Here is a 21,673-nt window from a genome sequence, read left to right on the forward strand (position 1 = left end):
ATATTATTCAATTGACGTTTCGGACGGTCATACGATTCTATTAGCTATTGAAGACCGTCCCAGGGCATGGAATGACGCACCAACCACAGCAGTCACCACAGTTTTTCCTGACAGCACCCTCGCCCTGTCCCTATCTGGAGGGGCAGCTGGAGCGCAAGGTCTTCACGCATCTTGTCGGCGGGCGCGCCAGCGAGCTCAATGATCTCCTGACGCAAGGCGGCTTCCGCCGCTCGCAGAACATCGCCTACCGTCCTGCCTGCGAAAACTGCCGAGCCTGCGTCTCCGTGCGCATCCTTGCGGGCGAGTTCAAGCAGGACAAGTCTATGCGCCGCGTCTGGAATCGCAACCGCGACCTTATCGGCAATATTCACCACGCGGAGCCCTCCACCGAGCAATATGCTCTGTTCCGGCAATATCTGGATGCCCGCCATAACAAGGGCGGCATGTCGGAGATGTCAGTTCTCGACTATGCGATGATGATCGAGGACACGCATGTGCCGACGCAGATCATCGAATACCGACGCCGCGGTCCGGACTCCTTCATCACCAAGAAGGGCGAAGGCGAACTTATTGCCGTCGCGCTCACCGATATCATGGGCGATGGCCTGTCGATGGTCTATTCGTTCTTCAATCCCGAACACGCCACCCGCTCGCTTGGCACGTTCATGATCCTCGATCATATCCAGCGCGCCGCCGCCGCCGGACTTCCCCACGTCTATCTTGGCTACTGGGTGGCGGGCTCGCGCAAGATGCAATACAAGATTCGCTACAAGCCCCAGGAACATCTCGGCCCCAAGGGGTGGGAACGCCAAGACTGATCTATCCAGCCTGCCCTAACACTGCCCTGGCATGCGGCAAATAAAGCAATTCGGAAACGCCGCATGTCCCAGCTTCACCTCGACCATCGCAAGGGTTTGCTCATAACCGGCCTTGGCGGCCTTATCCTGACGGCCGACATTCCGCTGTTGCGGCTTGGCCATGGAGAAACCTGGTCGACATTGTTGCTGCGCAGCGCAACGACCTTCATCAGCGCCTTCCTCATCTGGCTGATCTGGAGCCTTGCGACAGGCAAGTGGCGGCCGATTGTTCCGGGCGCCGTTGGTTATGTTGTCGCCGGTCTCTACGGCCTGACCTCGATCACCTTCATGATTGCCGTCTACAATACCAAGACAGCAAACCTCGTGTTCATTCTTGCGCTCAACACGGTGTTTTCGGCGCTCCTGTCCTGGATTTTCCTCAAGGAGCGGCCGAAACCGGCAACTTTTGCAGCCATGTTCTTCATGCTGGTCGGCGTCAGCATCATCGTTCGCGAAGGGCTTTCCTCCGGTCACCTCTTCGGCGATCTGGTCGCCCTGCTCTCGACCTTCATCCTGTCATCGGCAATCACGGTCAGCCGTGCCTCGGGCAAGGACATGGGATTTGCCGCGATCATCGGCACTGCGCTTCCCATGGCGGTGGCGGCGTTCATGGTTGCCCAGAACGGCTATTCGGTTGCAGTCCCGGGCTGGATCATATTCAACGGCGCTGTCGTGACGACGCTGGCATTCCTTTGTCTTGCCACCGGCCCGAAGTTCATCTCCGGACCCGAAGTCGCGATGTTCTATCTGCTTGAAACCGTGCTGACGCCGATCTGGGTGTGGATGATCTTTGCCGAGCGGCCGAGCGATCCGACCCTTGTCGGGGGGCTGATCATCATCACCGCCCTCGTCTGCCACTCGCTCTGGCAGATGTACCACGGCCGCCGGCTAGCACGATTGGGACCCCTACGGCATCCGGTATGATTTAAGCGAATATGCCCCGATCTCGAGAATTCGCCCGTCGATTCCCGCAGATATCGAACTGCTGCTGCATCGTTACTCCGCGGCCTCAACGATAATCGGCCGCGGCCCTTGCACGTGAACCAACTCGCCATGTGCAACAGTCTCCGGTTCATCGGGCTTGTTGGGGCGGAACGACCAGTGGAAAGCACGGCCCATCCAATGGCTGGCATCGTCCATGATCGTGTAGAACGATGGAACGAAGACCAGCGACAGAACCGTTGAAACCAGAAGGCCTCCGATAACGGCAATCGCCATCGGCGCGCGGAACTCACCGCCGTCGCCGAAAGCCATGGCGGCGGGTAGCATGCCGGCAGACATGGCAATCGTCGTCATCACAATCGGGCGGATGCGCTTGCGTCCGGCATCGATGATCGCCTCGTTGCGGGCAGCGCCATGCTTCACCTCCTCGACCGCGAAGTCGACGAGCATGATCGCGTTCTTGGTCACGATACCCATCAGCATCAGGATACCAATGACCACCGCCATCGACACGGAATTGTTGGTGAGCAGCAACGCCACCGCCACGCCGGCGATCGACAGAGGCAACGACATCAGAATGGTGAAGGCGTGGAAGATACTGCCGAAAAGCAGGATCAGCACGACGAAGACGAGCATGAGGCCCATGATCATCGCATCGCGGAACCCGGCAAACACCTCGCCCATGACTTCTGCGTCGCCCGTCTCCTGGATGCGCACGCCCTGGGGCATGGACTTCGCAGCCGGGAGGTTCTTGACGATATCGAGCCCCTCGCCGATCTCCTTGCCGCCCGCCATATTGGCGCCCACCACGACGCGGCGTTCGCGGTTGAAACGCTCGATGGAGGACGGTCCCTGGCCAAAGCTGATGTCGGCGATGGATTCGAGTGGCACCACCACACCCGCCGGGGTCGTCACGGTCTGCGTACTGAGGATCGAAAGATCGCGGCGCGCTTCCTCGGTCAATTGCACGCGGATCGGAATCTGCCGGTCGCCGATCGTGTATTTGGCAAGGTTCGCATCAAGATCGCCCAGCGTCGCGACACGCAATGCATCCGACACCTGCGAGGTCGAAATGCCGAGTTCGGCGAGCTTGTCCATGCGCGGCGTAACGATGATTTCCGGCCGGTCGAGCGCGGCAGTAGACGATACCGCCTGGAAACTGCCTGTCGCGGTCATCCCGCTCTGCAGCAGGCGGGCCTGCTCGCTGACCTTGTCACCATCGCTGCCGATAACGCCGACAGCAAACTCTCGCTCGCCGCGATCATTGACGAAATTTGCCCTGAGATCTGGCACTTCCGACAATTTATTGAAGATATCGACCTCGATCTGCTTCTGGGTCCGGTGCCGTTCGCTCTTGTGGCTGAGCTTGACGATCATCGTTGCACGGCGCGTATCGAGCGAACCCGTCGGCGATGTGCCACCGGTCACATAGGTCTGCTGGACTTCGGGAATCTCGCGCACCTTGAGCGAAGCCGCATCGGTGACGCGCAGCGTCTCGTCGATCGGCGCGCCGGGCGGCAGTTCGAGACTGACGGCGACCCGCGCCTCGTCCTGTGGCGGAACGAAACCGGAGGGCAGGAAGCCCATTGCCCAGATGGCGAGCGCGAAAAGTCCAATGCCGCTTACCAGCGTCAGCCAGCGATAACGCAAGGTTACGCCGAGGAACCGCGTATAGCCGCGTATCCAGCCGGCTTCCTTGTCGCCATGGTGCAAGCTCTTCCCATCGCGCAGCAGATAGGCCGTCATCATCGGCGTCAGCAGGCGTGCGACGAGCAACGAGAAGAATACGGCGACGGCGACCGTCAGACCGAACTGCTTGAAATACTGCCCGGCAATGCCGCTCATAAAGCTGACCGGCGCGAAGACGGCAATGATCGTCACCGAAATCGCGATCACGGCGAGGCCGATTTCGTCGGCGGCTTCGAGCGATGCCCTATAGGGCGACTTGCCCGAGCGCATATGGCGGACGATGTTCTCGATCTCGACGATGGCGTCGTCAACGAGGATACCAGTGACGAGGGTGATGCCGAGCAGGCTGATAAGATTGAGCGAGAAGCCCAGCATGTCGATCGCCCAGAAGGTCGGTATGGCCGACAGGGGCAAGGCGATTGCGGCAATCAGCGTCGCCCGAATATTGCGCAGGAACAGGAACACGACGATGATCGACAGCAGCGCACCTTCGACCAGCGAACTCATCGCCGATTCATAGTTGCCGTAGGTGTAGTTCACCGAATTGTCGATGATGCTGAAGCGCGCGTCGGGATATTTCTCCTTCAATTGATCCATCCGCGCCTGGACGAGCGCGTAGACATCGGTATCGCTGGCGCCCTTGGCGCGGAAAATGCCAAGGGATACAACGGTCTGGTTGTTGACCCGGGCAAAGGATTTGGGCTCCTCGAAGGAGTCGCTGACGGTACCAAGGGCATCGAGGCGCACCGAACGGCCGCCGGCGAGCGGAATTTCCACGGCCCGCAGGTCGTCAAGCGTACGCGATGCGCCAAGGGTGCGGATCGTCTGCTGCATGGTTCCGAGATCGCCGCGCCCACCGGTCAGGTCGGCATTCATCGATTTCAGCGCGCGGTTCACGTCCCAGGCGGTAACGCCAAGCGCCGTAAGCCGGTCAGGATCGAGCGACACGCGAATTTCCCGGGTAACGCCACCATAGCGCTCAACGCGACCGACACCCTTCAGGCCCTGAATATCGCGGATGATCTTGTCATCGACGAACCAGGACAGCTCTTCCGATGTCATGGTCGGCGCCGAGACGGCATAGGTCAGGATAGACGATCCTTCGACATCGACCGAATTGATGATTGGTTCCTTGATCGTCGCCGGCAGGTCGTCGCGAATGCGCGACACGGCATCCTTGACGTCATCGAGTGCCTTTTGCGTATCGACTTCGAGCCGGAACTCGACAAGCGTGGTGGAATTGCCTTCCGTCAAATTGGTGGTGACGTTCTTGACGCCGGTTATATTCGCAACCGAATCCTCGACCCGCTTGGCGATCTGGGTTTCAAGTTCGGTCGGTGCGACGCCGGGGTCGGTGACGGAAACCGAAATCAGCGGCACATCAATATTGGGGAAGCGCGTGATCGGCAGTTTGGCAAAAGCCATCAGGCCGAGAACGACAAGCACCACGAAGAGGAGGATCGAGGGAACCGGGTTTCGGATCGACCAGGCAGAAATGTTCCAGTTCATTTGATGGCCCCCGTGGCCTCGTCGGTAACGCGAACCGGCGTTACGCGGTCGCCATTGGCGACGAAGGTTCCAGCGCGGGCCACGACTTCCTCGCCTTCCGCCAGTCCCTTGAGGACTTCGACGGCGCGGTCGTTGCGAATGCCCAGTTCCACCGTGCGGCTTTCGATGACGCCGTCCTTGACGACCTGCACAAGCGCGGTGCGGCCATGATAGACCACGGCGGAGAGCGGAACATTGATGCCGTCGCGGCGCGTGAGTTCGACCACGGCGCGGGCGAAATTACCGGGCCTGATCGCCGGGTTCTTCTCGAGTGTGATCTTCACCGAGCCAAGGCGCGAACTTGCGTTGATTTCCGGCGAGATGAGGCGCACGCGACCGGATACCGGGTCCTCCATGCCCGAGACGCGGACCGAAACCGGCATACCCTCCTTGAGGCGAGGCAGATCCACTTCCGGGATATTGGCTGCTACTTCGAATTGCGCGTCGCGCGCAATGCGGAACAAGGGTCCTGCATTGAACGAAACAATGCCGCCAAGCAGCGCATTCCGGCTGAGGACGACGCCGGCGGTCGGCGCCTTCACGTCGGCCTTTTCCAGGCGCAGGAGAACATCGCGCTTCTGCGCGGCGACAAGCTGCAACTGCGACTGGGTGGCGACCAGCGCCTGGCGGGCGGTATTGAGACGGGCATTGGCGCTGTCGTGGGCGTTGGTCGCGTTGTCGAGCTCCATCTTGGAGTTGATGCCCTTGCTGGAGAGAGCACGTGCCCGCTCCAGCGCTTCCATGGCCTGGCGCACGGCAATCTCCGCATCGACGATCTGTGCCTCCGACTGCGAAATCGAAGCGTCGGCCTGTGCTCGCTGGGCATCGATCTGTGCGAGCTGTATCTGCAGCGCCGACTTGTCGAGGCGGGCAAGAATGTCGCCCTCCTTCACAACGTCGCCCTGATCGGCGTTGAGTTCGAGGACGAGCAGGCCGGCAACATCGGTCCCGACCGCAACCTCCTGGCGCGGCACGATGGTGCCGTTGACGGTGATGGTCGAGACCATCTCGCTCTTGCCCGCGGGGATGACATTGATGACCGGCGCTTTAGTCTCGGGGACGGCGGCAGCGGCTTTTTCTTCAGCCATCGCGCCCGCCATGGCGGAAAGGGAGAGGCTCGACGCGAGAGCCAGGGAAACAAGAACTTTTTTGCTGTAACGGCTCATCGGGAAAACTCGAGTTGGAGCGATCTTCAAATCTTGGAATTTGTCGGGCGCAGCATCGCTACGGCGAGCGCACGGAACACGGGCTCCAGCGCTTCGACGGGAAGGCCCTGGGCCGGAAAGTTGCGCATGATAATCCCCTCGCCCATGGCGGCCAGCGATGCGACCACGAGATCCATGTCGGCGATCGGATCGATTTCACCCCGCGCCTTGGCAGCTTCGAGGGCTGCATGCAGCTTTTCGCGCATCATCCCTTCGTGCAGTTCGCAGGTTGCCGCGACGGTTTCGTTTCGCATCGCCTCGGCCCGTACCTCGACAAAAAGGCGCGCGCTGGAATCGGCCGGGCCCGGACCGCTATCGTTCAGCGACATCTTGCGCACATGGTCGGTGCCGACCTGGGTAATCGCATCGATGATATTGTTGGACTGCAGCATGCGATCGAGGATCTCATTGCTTTGCTGGCGATGCATCGCCGCGATCGTCTCGATAATCGCTTCCTTGGAGGGAAAATAGCGGTAAAGCGCACCGGGGCTCATGCCTGCCTCGGAGCAAATATCGTTCATCGACGCGCCACGGAAGCCAGAACGGATGAAACAGCTCATTGCGGCGTTGAGAATACGCTCCTCCTGCGCTTCGCGATTGCGCGCGCGCTTGCCGAAGAGTTTCGCCACGAAGCAATGAGAGCCCTCCGCATCGTCGTCGGAGGCGCTCCTTGCCTGCTTGGGCAGGACTTGATCAACCATCGATCTACCGAAATGAGAGAGAACGCTCTCTCTCATTTATACGAATGCTAGTTGGCCGTCAATATGCGAGAGATCATTCTCGTTTATAATATCATGCGGGAGATGCCAAGCGATGAAGCTCTCGCGTAATGTCATCCGCCTTCTTGCGAACCTGCGCCACGTCATAGGCTAACTGCATCTTCAACCAGTGGTCGGCCGTGCCGCCAATTACATATTCCAATCGCAGCGCCATTTCCGCAGTGATTGCGCTTTGGCCTGATAAAACTCGATATACCTGAGATCTTGTCACGCCGAGTGCTTGCGCGACTACGGTCACCGGCAGTTTGAGCGCCTCAATATCATCCTTGAGAAATGCACCCGGATGCGGCGGATTCTTCATCGGCATGACAATCTCCTAATGATAGTCTTCAAAGCGACGTCGAAAACATTTCGATCCGACATTGAAAATGTAATGCGCCAGTTCGCCCGAACCGTGACCGCCCATCGTCCGCTGCGATCTCCCTTCAGCGTATGCGGCTTCAGCGAAGGTCGATCCATGTCCTGAAGCGCTCGGCCGAATCGAGAGCGGCCAATATCGATGCGACCCTAGCCACCATATCCGGAGGCAGACGGCTAGGATCATCATGTTCGTAGAGGCGCTTTAGCGCGCGGCTTCGTTCAGAACAGACGACTTAAGTCGCAAGCGGGATCAAGCGAACTTGCCGGAGCGCGGGAAACCCTTCGGCACCATGCGTCCGGCGGTTGCGCGCGGGCCGATCCACTCAAGGAGTTCGGTCTCGCTTCGGCTGAAGGTGCGCTCGGCCGCGTCCTGCCAGGTCAGGCCCTGCGCCATGGCGAAGATGCGGATATCGGACACGCCGCCATCCTTGTAGCGCTGCAGCCGTACACCCTTGCCTCGTCCGAGTTCGGGCACCTCCGACAGCGGGAACACCAACATCTTGCGGTTTTCGCCGACGATGGCAACCGTATCGCCTGTAACCGGAATGCAATGGCGCGCCTCGTCCGGCGCCTTGACGTTCATCACCTGCTTGCCCTTGCGGGTATTGGCGATCACCTCGGCCTCGGGAACGACGAAACCATTGCCGACATGCGAGGACAGCAGCAGTTTGCGCTCGGGGCTATGCACGAAGGCCGTAACAATGTCCTGGTCGTTCTCCATGTCGACAATGATGCGGATCGGCTCGCCATGGCCGCGCCCGCCCGGCAGGCTGTTGGCCCCGATGGTGTAGAACTTGCCGCCAGTGGTGAGGACAAGGATGCGGTCCGTTGTTTCGGCATGGAAGGCAAGCTTGAGTTTATCGCCTTCCTTGAAGGTCAGCGCCGAGAAATCGGCAAGATGTCCCTTCATGGCACGCAGCCAGCCCTTTTCGGAGACGACGACGGTGACTGGCTCCTTCTCGATCATCGCATGATGAATATCGGTCAGGTCGTGCTGCGGTGCCTCCGCGAATGTGGTGCGACGCTTGCCGAGCAGCGTATCCGGCGCATATTTCTTTTGCATTTCCGAAATTTGCCAGGAAATGGTCTGCCATTGCTTGGGCTCGGAACCGAGGAGTTGTTCGATCTCACGCTTTTCAGCGGTGAGACCGTCAAATTCCTTGCGAATCTCGAACTCCTCAAGCTTGCGCAGCGAGCGAAGCCGCATGTTGAGGATGGCTTCGGCCTGAACGTCGGTGAGTTCGAAGCGCCTGATCATCTCCTGTTTCGGCTCATCCTCCTCGCGGATGATGCGGATGACCTCGTCGATGTTGAGATAGGCGACAAGCATGCCGCCAAGGATTTCGAGACGGCGTTCGATCTCGCCGAGCCGGTGGCGGGAGCGCCGGATAAGCACATCCTTGCGGTGTTCGAGCCACTCCTTCAAAACGTCGCGCAACGACAGGACATTCGGCACCTTGCCGTTGGACAGCACGTTCATGTTCAAGGGGAAACGGGTTTCAAGTTCCGTCAGCTTGAACAGCGATTCCATCAGGATGTCCGGATTGACACTCCTGCTCTTCGGTTCGAGGACAAGACGCACGTCCTCGGTGGATTCGTCGCGCACATCGTCGAGCAGCGGCAATTTCTTGGCGATCAGGAGTTCGGCGATCTTCTCGATCAGCCGCGACTTCTGCACCTGATACGGAATCTCGGTGATGACGATATTCCAGGTGCCCCTGCCCTGATCCTCAACCTCCCAGCGGGCACGCAGGCGGAAACCGCCGCGACCGGTCTTGTAGGCGTCAAGAATGGCATCCGCTGTTTCGACGAGGATACCGCCGGTCGGGAAATCGGGACCGCGCACCTTGGTCTGGAGAGGGTCGTCCTCCTCCGCAGTCGACATCAGGTCCTCGACGCTCGCGTCCGGATACTTGATCAGATGCAGCGCGGCCGCGCAAAGCTCGGAAACATTATGCGGCGGTATCGATGTCGCCATGCCGACGGCGATGCCGGACGAGCCGTTGGCGAGCAGATTCGGGAATGCGCCTGGAAGGACGATCGGTTCCTCGTCCTCTTCATTATAGGTTGGCCGGAAATCGACCGCGTCCTCGGTAATGCCCTCGAGAAGCAGCATGGCGACATCGGTCATCCGCGCTTCGGTGTAGCGCATGGCCGCCGGGTTATCGCCGTCGATATTGCCGAAATTGCCCTGGCCGTCGACGACCGGATAGCGCACGGCAAAATCCTGCGACAGGCGCACCAGCGCATCATAGATCGACTGGTCGCCATGCGGATGGAACTTGCCCATGACTTCGCCGACGATACGTGCGCACTTGGCATAAGACTGGTCCGGCGAAAGGCGCAGAAGCCGCATGGCATGCATGATGCGGCGATGCACCGGCTTCAGCCCGTCGCGCACGTCCGGCAGCGCGCGATGCATGATCGTCGAAAGGGCATAGGCGAGATAGCGCTCCTCCAGCGCCGCCTTCAGATCGACCGGCTCGATATTATTGTCATTGTCGTCGCCATTATCTGGCGGAATCACGCTTTTTCCCATGTCAATGGGTTATCAACTCGCCGATTCGGCGGCAAGCAATGATTCGCCAAGATCACAGCCAGTTGGCCTTGCCGGACGTACGGCTCTTGCTTTCGATCTGCAAATCTGACCTTCTCGGCCTTTAACAGTAAAGCTCCTCGGTGATGGCCATAGTTTTGCCGCTGCGGGACGCTTCGAATACGGGAACAGAAGGGATCAACTCATGGCTTCAATGCATCTGAATTCCAGCCTGCGCGTCCTCGGCGCCACCTCTGCTCTCATGATCATCTTTGCCGGATCGGCCTATGCGGTCGATGGAAATGCTGTCGCAGGACGTCTCAAGGCCGTCTATGCCGAACAGGGCGGCACCTTCGACTATGGCAGCGTGGAAACGAACGGCTCGACTGTCGTCCTGAAGGATACAAAAGTATCGACTGCGGGCGTCAAGGAGAGTTTCAGCGCCGGCGACGTGACGTTGACCGACGTCTCCGATGCGCCCGGCGGCGGTTTCAAGATTGGCTCGCTGACAATCCCGGACATCAACTTCACCCCTGAAGGCGAACCCGGCAGCAAGGTCAATGTCAGGGGCATCAGCCTTGCTGGAATCACCTTGCCTCCTGAAGGCTCAACCGATCCGCTCGCCAAAATCCTTCAATACGAAAAGGCCGAGATCAAGCATTTCGACGTCAACGCAAAGGGCAAGGACGTCTTCAACGCCGACAATCTGACGGTCACCGTGTCGCCGATCACCGCATCTGCCCCCGTCACCTTCACCTCCAACGTGGAACGCTTCAAGGCGGACCTGTCGACGGTGGAAGACCCGAAGACGAAAGACGCCCTCAAGGCGCTCGGCTATGAGACGCTCACCGGCAAGATCGACATGAGCGGCAGTTGGAACATGGCCGATGGCCGGCTCAACATCGAAAAGATGGACTATATCGCCGATAATGCCGGTACACTCGGCATCAAGCTCGACATTTCCGGCTATACGCTCGATTTCATCAAGGGCTTGCAGGAAGCCACCAAGAACATGGAAGGCAAGCCCGATGATGCGCAGGGCATGGCCATGCTCGGCCTCATGCAGCAACTGAGCTTCAACAGCGCCGCCATTCGCTTCGACGATGCTTCGCTGACGTACAAGGCACTGGATTATGTCGCCAAGCAGCAGGGCGCCAAGCGTTCCGACCTGATCAATCAGGCGAAGATGATCATTCCGATGGCGGCAACGCAGTTGAAGAATGCCGATTTCGCGCAAGCGCTCGCCCAGGCGACCAGTACCTATCTCGACAACCCGAAAACGATCGAAATCAAGGCGATGCCGGCAAAGCCCGTACCCTTCGCCATCATCGCGGCGGGCGGTATGGCCGATCCGAAATCGCTGATCAAGACGCTCGGGGTGACTGTCACCGCGACCGAGTAGCATTTCGCGCGACGTGGATCCTCGGGACAAGGGCCCGAGGATGACGGCGATGGGGAAAGACGCCGCGGATAACCGCTGACCGGCTGCGAAAATGATGGCGGACGGCGTATGTGCCATTCCTTTCCGTCATCCTCGGGCCTGTCCCGAGGACCCAGGTTCCGTAACGCTGAAACGCAACGTTCGCCGAAGGCCTTATGGCATAGTAAAAAGCCCGGCATTGCTGCCGGGCTTTTTTGTATTGAAAACCACATCGGTGAGGTTTTTAAACCTCTTTCTTCACCGGATTGAGGCGAATGTGCAAGTCGCGCAGCTGCGCCGGTGACACTTCCGAAGGTGCATTCATCAGGAGATCGTAGGCCTGCTGGTTCATCGGGAACATGGTGATCTCGCGCAGGTTCCTGGCGCCTACGAGCAGCATGACGATGCGGTCGATGCCGGCCGCCATGCCGCCATGCGGCGGAGCACCATACTGGAACGCCCGGTAGAGCGCGCCGAAACGCTCTTCCACCGTCTCGCGCGAGTGGCCAACGGCCTCGAACGCCTTGACCATCGTCTCCGGCAGGTGGTTGCGGATGCCGCCCGAGGCAATTTCGAAGCCATTGCAGACCATGTCGTACTGGAACGCCTTGATCGTCAGTGGATCCTGATGCTCCAGCGCGTCGATGCCGCCCTGCGGCATGGAAAACGGGTTGTGGGCAAAATCGATCTTCTTTTCTTCCTCCAGCCATTCGAAGAAGGGAAAATCGACGATCCAGCACAGCTTGAACTGATCGCGATCGACGAGGTTGAGTTCCTCGCCCGCGCGGGTGCGCGCCGCGCCGGCAAAGGAGACGAACTTTTTCGGGTCGCCGGCCACGAAGAAAACGGCGTCGCCCTCGCCGAGGCCAAGCTGCGTACGGATGGCTTCGGTACGTTCCGGGCCGATATTCTTGGCAAGCGGTCCGGCGCCTTCCAGCGCCTCGCCTTCCTTGCGCCAGAAAATATAGCCGAGGCCGGGCTGGCCTTCACCTTGCGCCCAGGAGTTCATGCGATCGCAGAATGCGCGCGATCCGCCGGTTTTGGCCGGTATAGCCCAGACCTCGACCTTCGGATCATTGGCGATCATGTTGGCGAAAACCTTGAAGCCGGAGCCGGCAAAGTGCTCGGTGACAGCTTCCATCTCGATCGGGTTGCGCAGATCCGGCTTGTCGGAGCCGTATTTGCGCATGGCGACATCGTAGGAAATCCGCGGGAATTCCTGCGTTACCGGCTTGCCATTGGCAAACTCCTCGAAGATGCCGCGCAGCACCGGTTCCATCGTCGAAAGCACATCGTTCTGCTCGACGAAGCTCATCTCGATATCGAGCTGGTAGAATTCGCCCGGCAGGCGGTCGGCGCGCGGGTCCTCATCGCGGAAGCACGGTGCGATCTGGAAATAGCGATCGAAGCCCGACATCATGATGAGCTGCTTGTATTGCTGTGGCGCCTGCGGCAGGGCGTAGAAATTGCCGGGATGGATGCGGCTCGGCACGAGGAAATCGCGCGCGCCTTCCGGCGAAGAGGCCGTCAGGATCGGCGTCGAGAACTCCGTGAAGCCGATTTCGGACATGCGGCGGCGCATCGCCGAGATGATCTTCGTGCGCGCCATGATGTTCTTGTGCAGCGTGTCGCGACGCAGGTCGAGGAAGCGGTACTTCAGACGGATGTCTTCGGGGTAGTCGAGCTCGCCGAAGACCGGCAGCGGCAGTTCCTTGGCAGCCGACAGAACTTCGATCTCGCGGGCGAAGATTTCGATCTCTCCGGTCGGCATGTTCGGGTTGATCGTATCGTCGGTACGGGCCTTGACCTCACCGTCGACGCGGATAACCCATTCGCCGCGTACAGTTTCCGCCAATTTGAATGCTGGCGAATCCGGGCTCGCAACGATTTGCGTCAGACCATAGTGGTCACGCAGGTCGATGAAGAGAATGCCGCCGTGGTCGCGGACGCGATGGACCCAGCCGGATAGACGAACAGTCGAACCAACGTCCGATTTACGCAAGGCTGCGCAGGTGTGGCTGCGGTAACGGTGCATGGTATGTGCCTCTGAATTTATGCTGGTTGCCGAAAAGCGTGGGAAATGCCCCGGCATGAGCCAAGAATTTGGGCGGACAAGCGCATTTTGAGGGTGATTTGTCAAGATCGGGGCGGAGACAAACGCATTCTCATTCGCTATAGAAAATTTATGAGCATGATTACAACCACCGACCAACTTGAGCAGGCTGTCGCGGCCCTTTCGCAATCCGATTTCGTGACCGTCGATACGGAATTCATCCGGGAGACCACCTTCTGGCCGGAACTCTGCGTCATTCAGCTTGCGTCGCCCGATCATACTGCGATCGTCGATGCCCTGGCGCCCGGGCTTGATCTTGCTGCCTTTTTTCGGCTGATGGCCGATGAGAAGATCGTCAAGGTCTTCCATGCCGCGCGCCAGGACATCGAAATCATCTTCCACCTCGGAAATCTCATCCCGCATCCGGTTTTCGACACGCAGGTTGCGGCCATGGTATGCGGTTTTGGCGATGCGATTGCCTATGATCAGCTGGTTCAGCGCATCGTCGGCGCGCAAATCGACAAATCGTCACGCTTTACCGACTGGCGTCGCCGCCCGCTCTCCGAAAAGCAGCTCGACTATGCGCTCGCCGACGTTACGCATCTGCGCGACATCTATCTTCATCTGAAGCACAGCCTTCAGGAAGAGGGCCGCACCGACTGGGTGCTTGACGAGATGAAAATCCTGACGGCGCGCGAAACCTACGACATGCATCCGGACGATGCGTGGAAGCGGCTGAAAATGCGCCTGCGCAAGCCGCAGGAACTCGCGGTTCTGCGCAGTGTCGCGGCCTGGCGCGAACGCGAGGCGCGCGAGCGCAACGTGCCGCGCGGGCGCGTGCTCAAGGACGATGCAATTTACGAGATCGCGCAGCAGCAGCCACGCGATGCGGAGGCGATGTCACGCCTCAGAACGATCCCGAAGGGCTGGGAACGCTCAAGCATGGCGACCGGCCTTCTCAATGCTGTCAATCTCGCGCTCGACCTGCCGAAGGAAGACATGCCACGCCTGCCGAAATCCGTGCAGTCGCCGGAAGGCGCCGGTGCTGCCGCTGAACTCCTCAAGGTGCTGTTGCGCCTTGTCACCGAGGAGCATGGTGTAGCCGCGAAGGTCGTTGCGACAACCGACGAGATCGACCGGATCGCCGCCGAGGGCGACGTCGACGACATTCCGGCGCTGCAGGGCTGGCGGCGCGAGGTTTTTGGCGAAAAGGCGCTGCAACTGATCAACGGATCGCTTTGCCTCAAATTCGAAAACAGGAAGATTCGGGCAGTTCCCTGGCCAGAAGAGTAAGCCGATAGTTCGGCCGTGATCGTAGCATCGCTTTGGCGATGCAGCTAACGTCCCGGCATGGTCACGTCACACATTAGGCAACCACGCATGTCCAGTCCCGCCGTTTCGACGACCCCGCCGCTTGCCAGAGAGATTGCCCTTCTCGCGGTGCTTGCCACGCTGTGGGGGGCTTCCTATACCTTCATCAAGATCGGCGTGGAAACCATTCCGCCCGTTACATTTATTGCCGCGCGCACCTTGATTGCCGGAGCGCTACTGCTCGCCATCATCCGGATGCGTGGTCTCGCACTGCCGCGAGATCCGGACGTGTGGAAGCGCTTCTTCATCCAGGCCTGCATCAACAGTGTCATCCCCTTTACCCTGGTTGCCTGGGCGGAAATCACCGTCGACGCCGGTCTTGCGACGATCCTCAATTCGACGACCCCGATCTTCACGTTCCTGCTCACCGTGCTCATCACACGGCACGAACCTGTGACCGCCCGCAAGGTGTTCGGCGTCACTGCTGGCGTCGTTGGCATCAGCCTGATCATCGGCCTTGAGGCCTTCAACGGCCTCGGCAAGGAACTTGTCTCGCAGCTCGCAATTGTCACGGCGACGATTTCCTATGCATGCGCAGCTATTTTCGGCCGCGGCTTCAAGGGGATGGACCCGATGATGCCTGCGGCGGGCTCTATGATATGCGGTGCGGTCATGCTCATACCCTTGAGCCTTGTCGTCGACCATCCGTGGACGATCGTACCGTCAACCGCGTCGATTGCAGCCCTGTTTGGCCTTGCGGTTTTCTCGACCGCCCTCGCCTTCGTGATCTTCTTCCGCCTCGTCCATACGCTGGGATCGGTCAGCACAACGTCGCAAGCCTATCTGCGCGTGCCGATCGGGGTTGGAATCGGCGTGCTCTTTCTCGGGGAAAGCCTGAGCTCGACCGCCTGGCTTGGGCTCGTCTGCGTCATTGCCGGGGTCGCAGCCATGACCTTGCCCGCGCGCAAGAAAGCAACGGCCGCGCCGATCTAGCGGTTAATCGCCAATTGCCTTGCGGTTAGGGTCGGCTCCGAGAACTAGGAGCCGATCGTCATCCGGATGTTTTTACCGGTAAGTTTCGCCAGTTGCTGCAGCCGGCCCTCCGGCACATCGCCGATGAGGTCGGCCTTGGACTTGTGAACGACGAGATCGATGCCATTTGCCGTCGCCTTCCAGGACAAGTAAGGCACCACACCGGCCATCGAGGCCGAGAAGGGGTAGACGATGCGCATGACCGCCGCGAGGATGCGCGAATATTCGAGCAAGCGCGGCGTGGCAATCGCCGCTAGGTCCGGATCGGCGACGCTGTTGGTAATGCCTTCATGGCGGAAGAAATTGGCAAGAGCGATATAGGCGCGGCCGGGGTGATCAATGCCGATAAAGGCGGCGTTGGAGATCATGTTCAAGGCCTGCGAGCCGCGATAATCCGGATGGGCGCGCCAGCTGATATCGGCGACGAGGCAGGCAGCGCGCCGATAGCGGCTTTCGTCCTCGGTCTCGTCATAGCCGAGCGCGGCAAAGGCGCCACCGGTCCATTCGGCAAGCTCGCGCGCATAGGCAGGCGAACGGGCGCGAAGTACCGCCAGTTCATCGGCTGCCGAGATGAGCGGGTCTTCCAGTTGCTCGCTTTCGGAAAGCAGCGAATAGAGAAATCCCTCGCGTACCCCAAGCGCCGAGAACACAACCTGGGCCGGACGCATCAGCTTGATGGTTTCGAGCAGCGCAATTGCGCCATAGGAAAGCAATGAGCGGCGGTTTTTCGAGACGTCCTCTATGCCGCGCATATAGTCGAGATCGCCGGCGGCGACGAGCTTCAGGAAGCGCTGCGCCTCCTCGAACGGAATTTCGTAGTGATGCATGACATGCAGCGGATAGTGCGTCGCGCTCATATGGAGCTTGGCGAGATTTCGCCAGGTGCCGCCGACGGCATAGAAGGTGCGCCCCTTGCCATTCGCCAAGAGCTTGGCAGAAGCCAGATACTTCCTTGCTATCGTCACCGCAGCCATGAGATCACCATCCGCCATGTCCTGCAGGCGCAAGCCGCCAAGCGGAAGCGTGATCCCGTCGCCGATCTGACGTCCCTTGACATCGACGAGTTCGAGACTGCCGCCGCCGAGGTCGCCGGCAATCCCGTCCGGGTCGTGAAATCCCGAGATGATGCCGAGGGCGGAATAATACGCTTCCTCGCGTCCCGAAAGCACCCGTACGGGTTCTTTGAGCAACGCCTCGGCTTCCTTGATGAACATCGAGCCGTTCTCGGCCTCGCGCGCTGCGGCCGTTGCGAGAACGTCGAGTGAAACCGCTCCCGCCTGATCGGCCAGGGCCCGGAAGCGGCGCAGCGCACGCAGCGCGCTTTGCACCGCCTTGGCATTCAGCTTGTGGGTCTTGACCAGACCCTTGCCGAGACCGCAGAGAATCTTCTCGTTGAACAGCACAGTGGGCGAGCGGTTGACGCCTTCATAAACGACAAGGCGCACTGAGTTCGAGCCAATGTCGATAACTGCGGCCGGCTGGCGCCCCTGTACGCGTCCCTGTGCAGCGGAGATCATGCAGCCTTGTTTCTTTTCGAGCGCTTGCGATGGGCAATCAGTCGAGGTGCCGAGGATTTCAGAGACTTGCCACGGCCGGAAAGGCTGGGATTTGTCATGAAATATTCCTGCGCGTTGAAAGCTTCTTCACCTTCGGCCGGCTCAATCCGGCGCGACGTTCCGTCTGCTAGTAACTCGTAACTCTGCTGGTTGTCGAGAACGTTGGCCAGCATAATCTGTGAAAGAACCTGTTGATGCACAGTTGGATTGGTGATGGGCACCAGCGTCTCCACACGGCGGTCGAGATTGCGCGTCATCATGTCGGCCGAACCGAAATACACCAGTGCTTTTTCGGACGGCAATCCTTCGCCATTGCCGAAGCAGAAGATGCGGCTGTGCTCGAGGAAACGGCCGACAATCGATTTTGCACGAATGTTTTCCGAAAGTCCCGGCACCTGCGGGCGCAGGCAGCAAATGCCGCGGACGACCAGGTCGATTTCGACACCGTGCTTGCTCGCCTTATAGAGCGCGTCTATGATCTCGGCGTCGACCAGCGAATTCACCTTCATCCAGATCGAAGCCGGACGTCCGGCCTTGGCGTGCTCGATTTCTTCGGCGATGTGCTGGAGGATACGCGGACGCAGCGAAATCGGCGAAACTGCAATGCGCATTTCCCCCGACGGCGGCGTGTAGCCGGTGATGTAGTTGAAAATCTGCGCCACGTCGCGGCCGATGGCCTGCTCGCAGGTGAAGAACGATAGATCAGTATAAATCTTCGCCGTGATCGGATGATAGTTGCCCGTGCCAAGATGAACGTAACTGCGCAGCCGGTTTTCTTCACGGCGCACCACAAGCGACATCTTGGCATGCGTCTTCAACTCGATGAAGCCGAAGACCACCTGCACGCCGGCGCGCTCCAGGTCTCGCGCCCAACGGATATTCGCCTCTTCGTCGAACCGCGCCTTGAGTTCGATCAATGCCGTCACCGACTTGCCGCTTTCGGCCGCATCGATAAGCGCGCGCACGATCGGGCTGTCGTTCGATGTGCGGTAGAGCGTCTGCTTGATGGCGACGACATCGGGATCGGCGGCGGCCTGGCGCAGGAACTGGACAACGACATCAAAGGATTCGTAAGGATGGTGAACGATGATGTCCTTCTCGCGGATCGCCGCAAAGCAATCGCCGCCATGTTCGCGGACACGCTCGGGGAATCGCGGATTGTAGGGCACGAATTTGAGGTCGGCCCGCGGTATGCCGACAATTTCGGACATCATGTTGAGGGCGAGCAGGCCTTCGAGCACGCTGATGCGATTGTCCGGCACGCCAAGCTCGGTCGCAACGAAGCTGCGCAGCGGTTCCGGCATTTCGTCGTCGAACTCGATGCGGATCACCTGGCCGCGGCGGCGGCGCTTCAGCGCACTTTCGAAGAGGCGCACCAGATCCTCGGCCTCCTCTTCCACCTCGATATCGCTGTCGCGGATGATGCGGAACGTCCCTGCCCCCTTGATTTCGTAGCCGGGAAACAGCCGGCCGGTGAAGAGGCTGATTGCATCTTCTAGTGTCAGAAAGCGGAAATGGCCGCTCTCGTCGGGAATCTGGATGAAACGCTTCAGCGCCTGCGGCAGGCGCAGCAGCGCCGTCATCGGGCGATTGTCGCTGCTGCGGCTAAGCAACATGGCGATGGTAAATCCGAGATTGGGGATGAAGGGAAACGGGTGTGCCGGGTCGATGGCGAGCGGGGTCAGCACCGGATAGATGGTTTCGAGGAAGTGATCCTCGAGCCACGCCTGTTCGGCGCTGGTCAGCCGGTCTGGCCGCACGATCTCGATGTTTTCCTTCAGCATTTCGGCGCGCAGTTCCGTCAGCCTGATCTGCTGCGCGGCCTGGAGCCGCCCAACCTCTTCGAGCACGAAATCGAGCTGTTCCTGCGGGGTGCGCCCGTCATCGCTGCGATCGGAGACGCCGGCACGAACCTGACCGGCCAGGCCGGCGATGCGAACCATGAAGAACTCGTCGAGATTGGCGGCCGAGATCGACAGGAAACGCAGCCGTTCCAGCAGGGGCTGGTGCGCGTTGTGGGCTTCCTCCAGCACACGCCGATTGAACTGCAGCCAGGAGAACTCGCGATTGACGAACCGATCGACGCTTTTCGGCAGATCGGGCAGATCGACGCTCTCGACCGGTTGCGGAATGAGGGGCGCCTGTTCGTTCATAATATTCTCCAATCAAATACTGGCTGCCACTATACGGGCAACGGAATATACGGTCATGTCTCAACGGCAAAACTAATGCGGTGTTTTGACAGATTGTTTGCAAGCGTCTTGAAATCGCATTCAGGATGATACAAACCCTAGGGAAAGAGAAGTCAATTGCGCCAAGGCGCGTTGAGCGGCGAGTCGTCAGGAGCGTAATATGGCTGGACACAGCATCCCTCATTTCCAGAACAGCGCTGGTCATGCAGCGATCAGCATCGGCGTGAAGGAATTCATGTGCGTCGGCGCCAATCCTCCGTTCGATCACCCGCACGTATTTCTGGATCTTGGCGACGATAACGAAAAGGTCTGCCCCTATTGCTCGACGCTTTACCGCTACGATCCCTCGCTTCCCGCCGAGGTGACGGTGCCGGAAGGCTGCATCTACGTCGATAGGGCTGCTTGAACCCGGACGGAGAAACTGGTTCCATCCGGATGTCCTCTGGCCCGACCCTGATTGATCTCAAGACAGAACGTAACAGGCGAATTCCCAATCCTGACCAGATCATTATTGCGGGGGCCGGCATTGCCGGCCTGACGCTCGCGCTTGCCCTGAGCGACAAGGGTTTTTCGGTTCAGATATTCGAGAAGAGTGCGACACTTGCCGAGATCGGCGCGGGCCTGCAGCTTTCACCCAATGCCACGCGCCTTCTCGATCGCCTCGGTGTGCTGGAACGGCTGAAATATGCCTCCGTCGAGCCGCATGCCATCTGCCTGCAGGACGGGCGAAGCGGCGCAAATCTGCTGCATCTGCCGATCGGCGAAACGGCAAGACAGCGTTGGGGCGCGCCTTATATCGTTTGCCACCGCGCCGACCTGCAAAATGCGCTGCTCAACGAGGCGCGCAACCGTCCCAACATTGCGATCCAGCTGCAATCGACGGTGACGCAATACAAGTCGGACGCCGAAGGCATTTTGGTTCGGGTCCAGTATCATGACCGTATCGAAGAACATCGCGGGGCGCTGCTCGCCGGCGCAGATGGCGTGTGGTCGGACATGCGCACCGCACTGTCCGACACCGACCGCGCCCGTTACACGGGAACGATCGCCTGGCGTTCTTCGGTCGCGGTCGACCAATTGCCGCCCGCCTTTGCCGCGCTGATGCCTCCCGGCACCAATGTCGTGGCCTGGACCGGCGCTAATGCCCACCTGATAGCCTACCCCATTCGCTCCGGACAGGTGATCAATTTCGTGGCGGTTGCACCGGATCGAAACATTCGCCGCCGCTGGGACGACCAGCAGACCAACAATGCCAGCCAGGATTTCATCCGCGCGTTCGCAGCGTGGAATCAAGGGATTTGCGACCTGATGCGCGCCGGCCGGCCCTGGACGCCCTGGCGGCTGTTTGCCACGAAGAAATGCCAGTTCAAGATCGAGGAGCGCGTGGTCCTCATCGGCGATGCCGCCCACGCCATGACGCCCTATGCGGCACAGGGCGCCGCCATGGCCATTGAAGACGCCTGCCTGCTGGCGGCTGCGCTTGCCACCGACGGCAAGAAATGGACGACGGCGCTCGATCAGTTCAGCAAGTCACGATCCAAACGGGTCGGTGCAGTGGTGCGACGCGGCGCATTGAACCAGCTTGCCTACCATGCAAGAGGTCCGGTTGCGCTTGCCCGCAACGTCGTCTTTCGCAATCGGCCAGCCGATAAGTTCGTCGAGGGCTTCGACTGGCTCTATGGATTTGATCCGGAAAAGCGTGGCTGATAATTCGGCGGCGCTTGAGCCACTGCGCGTGAGCCACCGGTCCCGTCAATCCCGGGCTCTTGACCCAAAGATCCACTCAGGCGCTCGCGCCCCGCATAAGGAAGAATGGATCCTCGGGACAAGTGCCCCAGGATGACGGCGGAGACTTGGTGCCCTCGTGCTGCGGATTGTCCGCCCGCGCTTTCAGTGCTCCACTGCTTTCTTGCCGCGCAGCTGTCACCGTCACCCCCACTGTCGGCATCCTGCCCCCACCGCCGTAATACTCGGGCTTGACCCGAGGATCCACCTCAGGCGCTCGCGACCTGCATAAGCAAGAATGGATCCTCGGCACAAGAGGCCGAGGATTGTTTCTTCGAGATGATGTAATTTTGGAATGCGGCTGCGGGCTCTGTTACAGCCCGCAGCCGCTGTCGCAGGCGACCGTCCGAGGAAAGGGTTGCACCCGTCGTCATCAGGGCTCCCTGCGGCATGCTGCCATCGCTTGGA

At 59.9% G+C, this 21,673-nt stretch carries 16 protein-coding genes; 7 read left to right on the forward strand and 9 right to left on the reverse strand.

The window, feature by feature from the left end; genetic code table 11:
- Window positions 1-71 precede the first annotated feature (71 nt).
- Both AC1DNI_RS11770 and AC1DNI_RS11775 read left to right on the forward strand, forming a co-directional pair.
- Window positions 72-818 carry an arginyltransferase gene (locus AC1DNI_RS11770; protein ID WP_113281892.1) on the forward strand — a complete coding sequence of 249 codons (747 nt, stop codon included), beginning with the start codon at window positions 72-74 and terminating at the stop codon, window positions 816-818.
- A 63-nt stretch (window positions 819-881) separates the two neighbouring features.
- Window positions 882-1,781 carry a DMT family transporter gene (locus tag AC1DNI_RS11775; RefSeq protein WP_477691964.1) on the forward strand — a complete coding sequence of 300 codons (900 nt, stop codon included), beginning with the start codon at window positions 882-884 and terminating at the stop codon, window positions 1,779-1,781.
- A 72-nt stretch (window positions 1,782-1,853) separates the two neighbouring features.
- Here the strand turns inward: AC1DNI_RS11775 and AC1DNI_RS11780 are convergent, their stop codons facing one another.
- From AC1DNI_RS11780 to parC, 5 genes are all read right to left on the reverse strand, one after another.
- Window positions 1,854-4,997, reverse strand: coding sequence for an efflux RND transporter permease subunit (locus AC1DNI_RS11780; protein ID WP_477691965.1), 3,144 nt, complete (start codon window positions 4,995-4,997; stop codon window positions 1,854-1,856).
- A complete protein-coding gene (locus tag AC1DNI_RS11785; protein ID WP_477691966.1) occupies window positions 4,994-6,202 on the reverse strand; it encodes an efflux RND transporter periplasmic adaptor subunit in 1,209 nt (402 codons plus the stop codon). The genes AC1DNI_RS11780 and AC1DNI_RS11785 overlap by 4 nt, the downstream gene beginning before the upstream one ends.
- Window positions 6,203-6,228: 26 nt before the next feature.
- Complete coding sequence (locus tag AC1DNI_RS11790) at window positions 6,229-6,942, reverse strand: TetR/AcrR family transcriptional regulator (RefSeq protein ID WP_477691967.1); 714 nt, start codon at window positions 6,940-6,942, stop codon at window positions 6,229-6,231.
- 91 nt (window positions 6,943-7,033) lie between these two features.
- Window positions 7,034-7,327, reverse strand: coding sequence for a HigA family addiction module antitoxin (locus AC1DNI_RS11795; protein ID WP_477691968.1), 294 nt, complete (start codon window positions 7,325-7,327; stop codon window positions 7,034-7,036).
- Window positions 7,328-7,630: 303 nt separating this feature from the next.
- Window positions 7,631-9,919: a DNA topoisomerase IV subunit A gene (parC, locus tag AC1DNI_RS11800; protein ID WP_477691969.1), complete on the reverse strand. Its 2,289-nt coding sequence runs from the start codon at window positions 9,917-9,919 to the stop codon at window positions 7,631-7,633.
- A 202-nt stretch (window positions 9,920-10,121) separates the two neighbouring features.
- Here parC and AC1DNI_RS11805 point away from each other — a divergent pair, with 202 nt between their 5' ends.
- Entirely contained in the window at window positions 10,122-11,318 is a 1,197-nt protein-coding gene (locus AC1DNI_RS11805) for a hypothetical protein (RefSeq protein ID WP_477691970.1), read from the forward strand.
- A gap of 262 nt (window positions 11,319-11,580) precedes the next feature.
- On the opposite strand, the gene aspS is transcribed toward AC1DNI_RS11805, so the two are convergent.
- Window positions 11,581-13,371 (reverse strand): aspartate--tRNA ligase, encoded by a 1,791-nt coding sequence (gene aspS, locus AC1DNI_RS11810; protein WP_477691971.1) that lies wholly within the window; start codon window positions 13,369-13,371, stop codon window positions 11,581-11,583.
- Window positions 13,372-13,521: 150 nt separating this feature from the next.
- Here aspS and rnd point away from each other — a divergent pair, with 150 nt between their 5' ends.
- Window positions 13,522-14,682, forward strand: coding sequence for a ribonuclease D (gene rnd / locus AC1DNI_RS11815; RefSeq protein ID WP_477691972.1), 1,161 nt, complete (start codon window positions 13,522-13,524; stop codon window positions 14,680-14,682).
- An 87-nt stretch (window positions 14,683-14,769) separates the two neighbouring features.
- Window positions 14,770-15,693 (forward strand): DMT family transporter, encoded by a 924-nt coding sequence (locus AC1DNI_RS11820; RefSeq protein WP_091918963.1) that lies wholly within the window; start codon window positions 14,770-14,772, stop codon window positions 15,691-15,693.
- A gap of 44 nt (window positions 15,694-15,737) precedes the next feature.
- Here AC1DNI_RS11820 and ppx read toward each other — a convergent pair whose 3' ends face one another.
- Together ppx and AC1DNI_RS11830 are read right to left on the reverse strand one after the other, a co-directional pair.
- Window positions 15,738-17,249 (reverse strand): exopolyphosphatase, encoded by a 1,512-nt coding sequence (gene ppx, locus AC1DNI_RS11825; protein WP_477691973.1) that lies wholly within the window; start codon window positions 17,247-17,249, stop codon window positions 15,738-15,740.
- The gene (locus AC1DNI_RS11830) at window positions 17,246-19,441 is read right to left on the reverse strand and encodes an RNA degradosome polyphosphate kinase (RefSeq protein ID WP_477691974.1); all 2,196 of its coding nucleotides are present in this window, start codon (window positions 19,439-19,441) and stop codon (window positions 17,246-17,248) included. Before AC1DNI_RS11830 ends, ppx begins: the two co-directional genes overlap by 4 nt.
- Before the next feature lie 199 nt (window positions 19,442-19,640).
- Here AC1DNI_RS11830 and AC1DNI_RS11835 point away from each other — a divergent pair, with 199 nt between their 5' ends.
- Together AC1DNI_RS11835 and AC1DNI_RS11840 are read left to right on the forward strand one after the other, a co-directional pair.
- Window positions 19,641-19,886: a zinc-finger domain-containing protein gene (locus AC1DNI_RS11835; RefSeq protein WP_027232370.1), complete on the forward strand. Its 246-nt coding sequence runs from the start codon at window positions 19,641-19,643 to the stop codon at window positions 19,884-19,886.
- Between the two features lie 29 nt (window positions 19,887-19,915).
- Window positions 19,916-21,187 carry an FAD-dependent monooxygenase gene (locus AC1DNI_RS11840; RefSeq protein ID WP_477691975.1) on the forward strand — a complete coding sequence of 424 codons (1,272 nt, stop codon included), beginning with the start codon at window positions 19,916-19,918 and terminating at the stop codon, window positions 21,185-21,187.
- Between the two features lie 287 nt (window positions 21,188-21,474).
- Here the strand turns inward: AC1DNI_RS11840 and AC1DNI_RS11845 are convergent.
- On the reverse strand, window positions 21,475-21,673 hold a 199-nt coding region (locus tag AC1DNI_RS11845; protein ID WP_477691976.1), incomplete at its 5' end, for a hypothetical protein.

It is taken from the genome of Phyllobacterium sp. 01N428, from assembly GCF_056399405.1.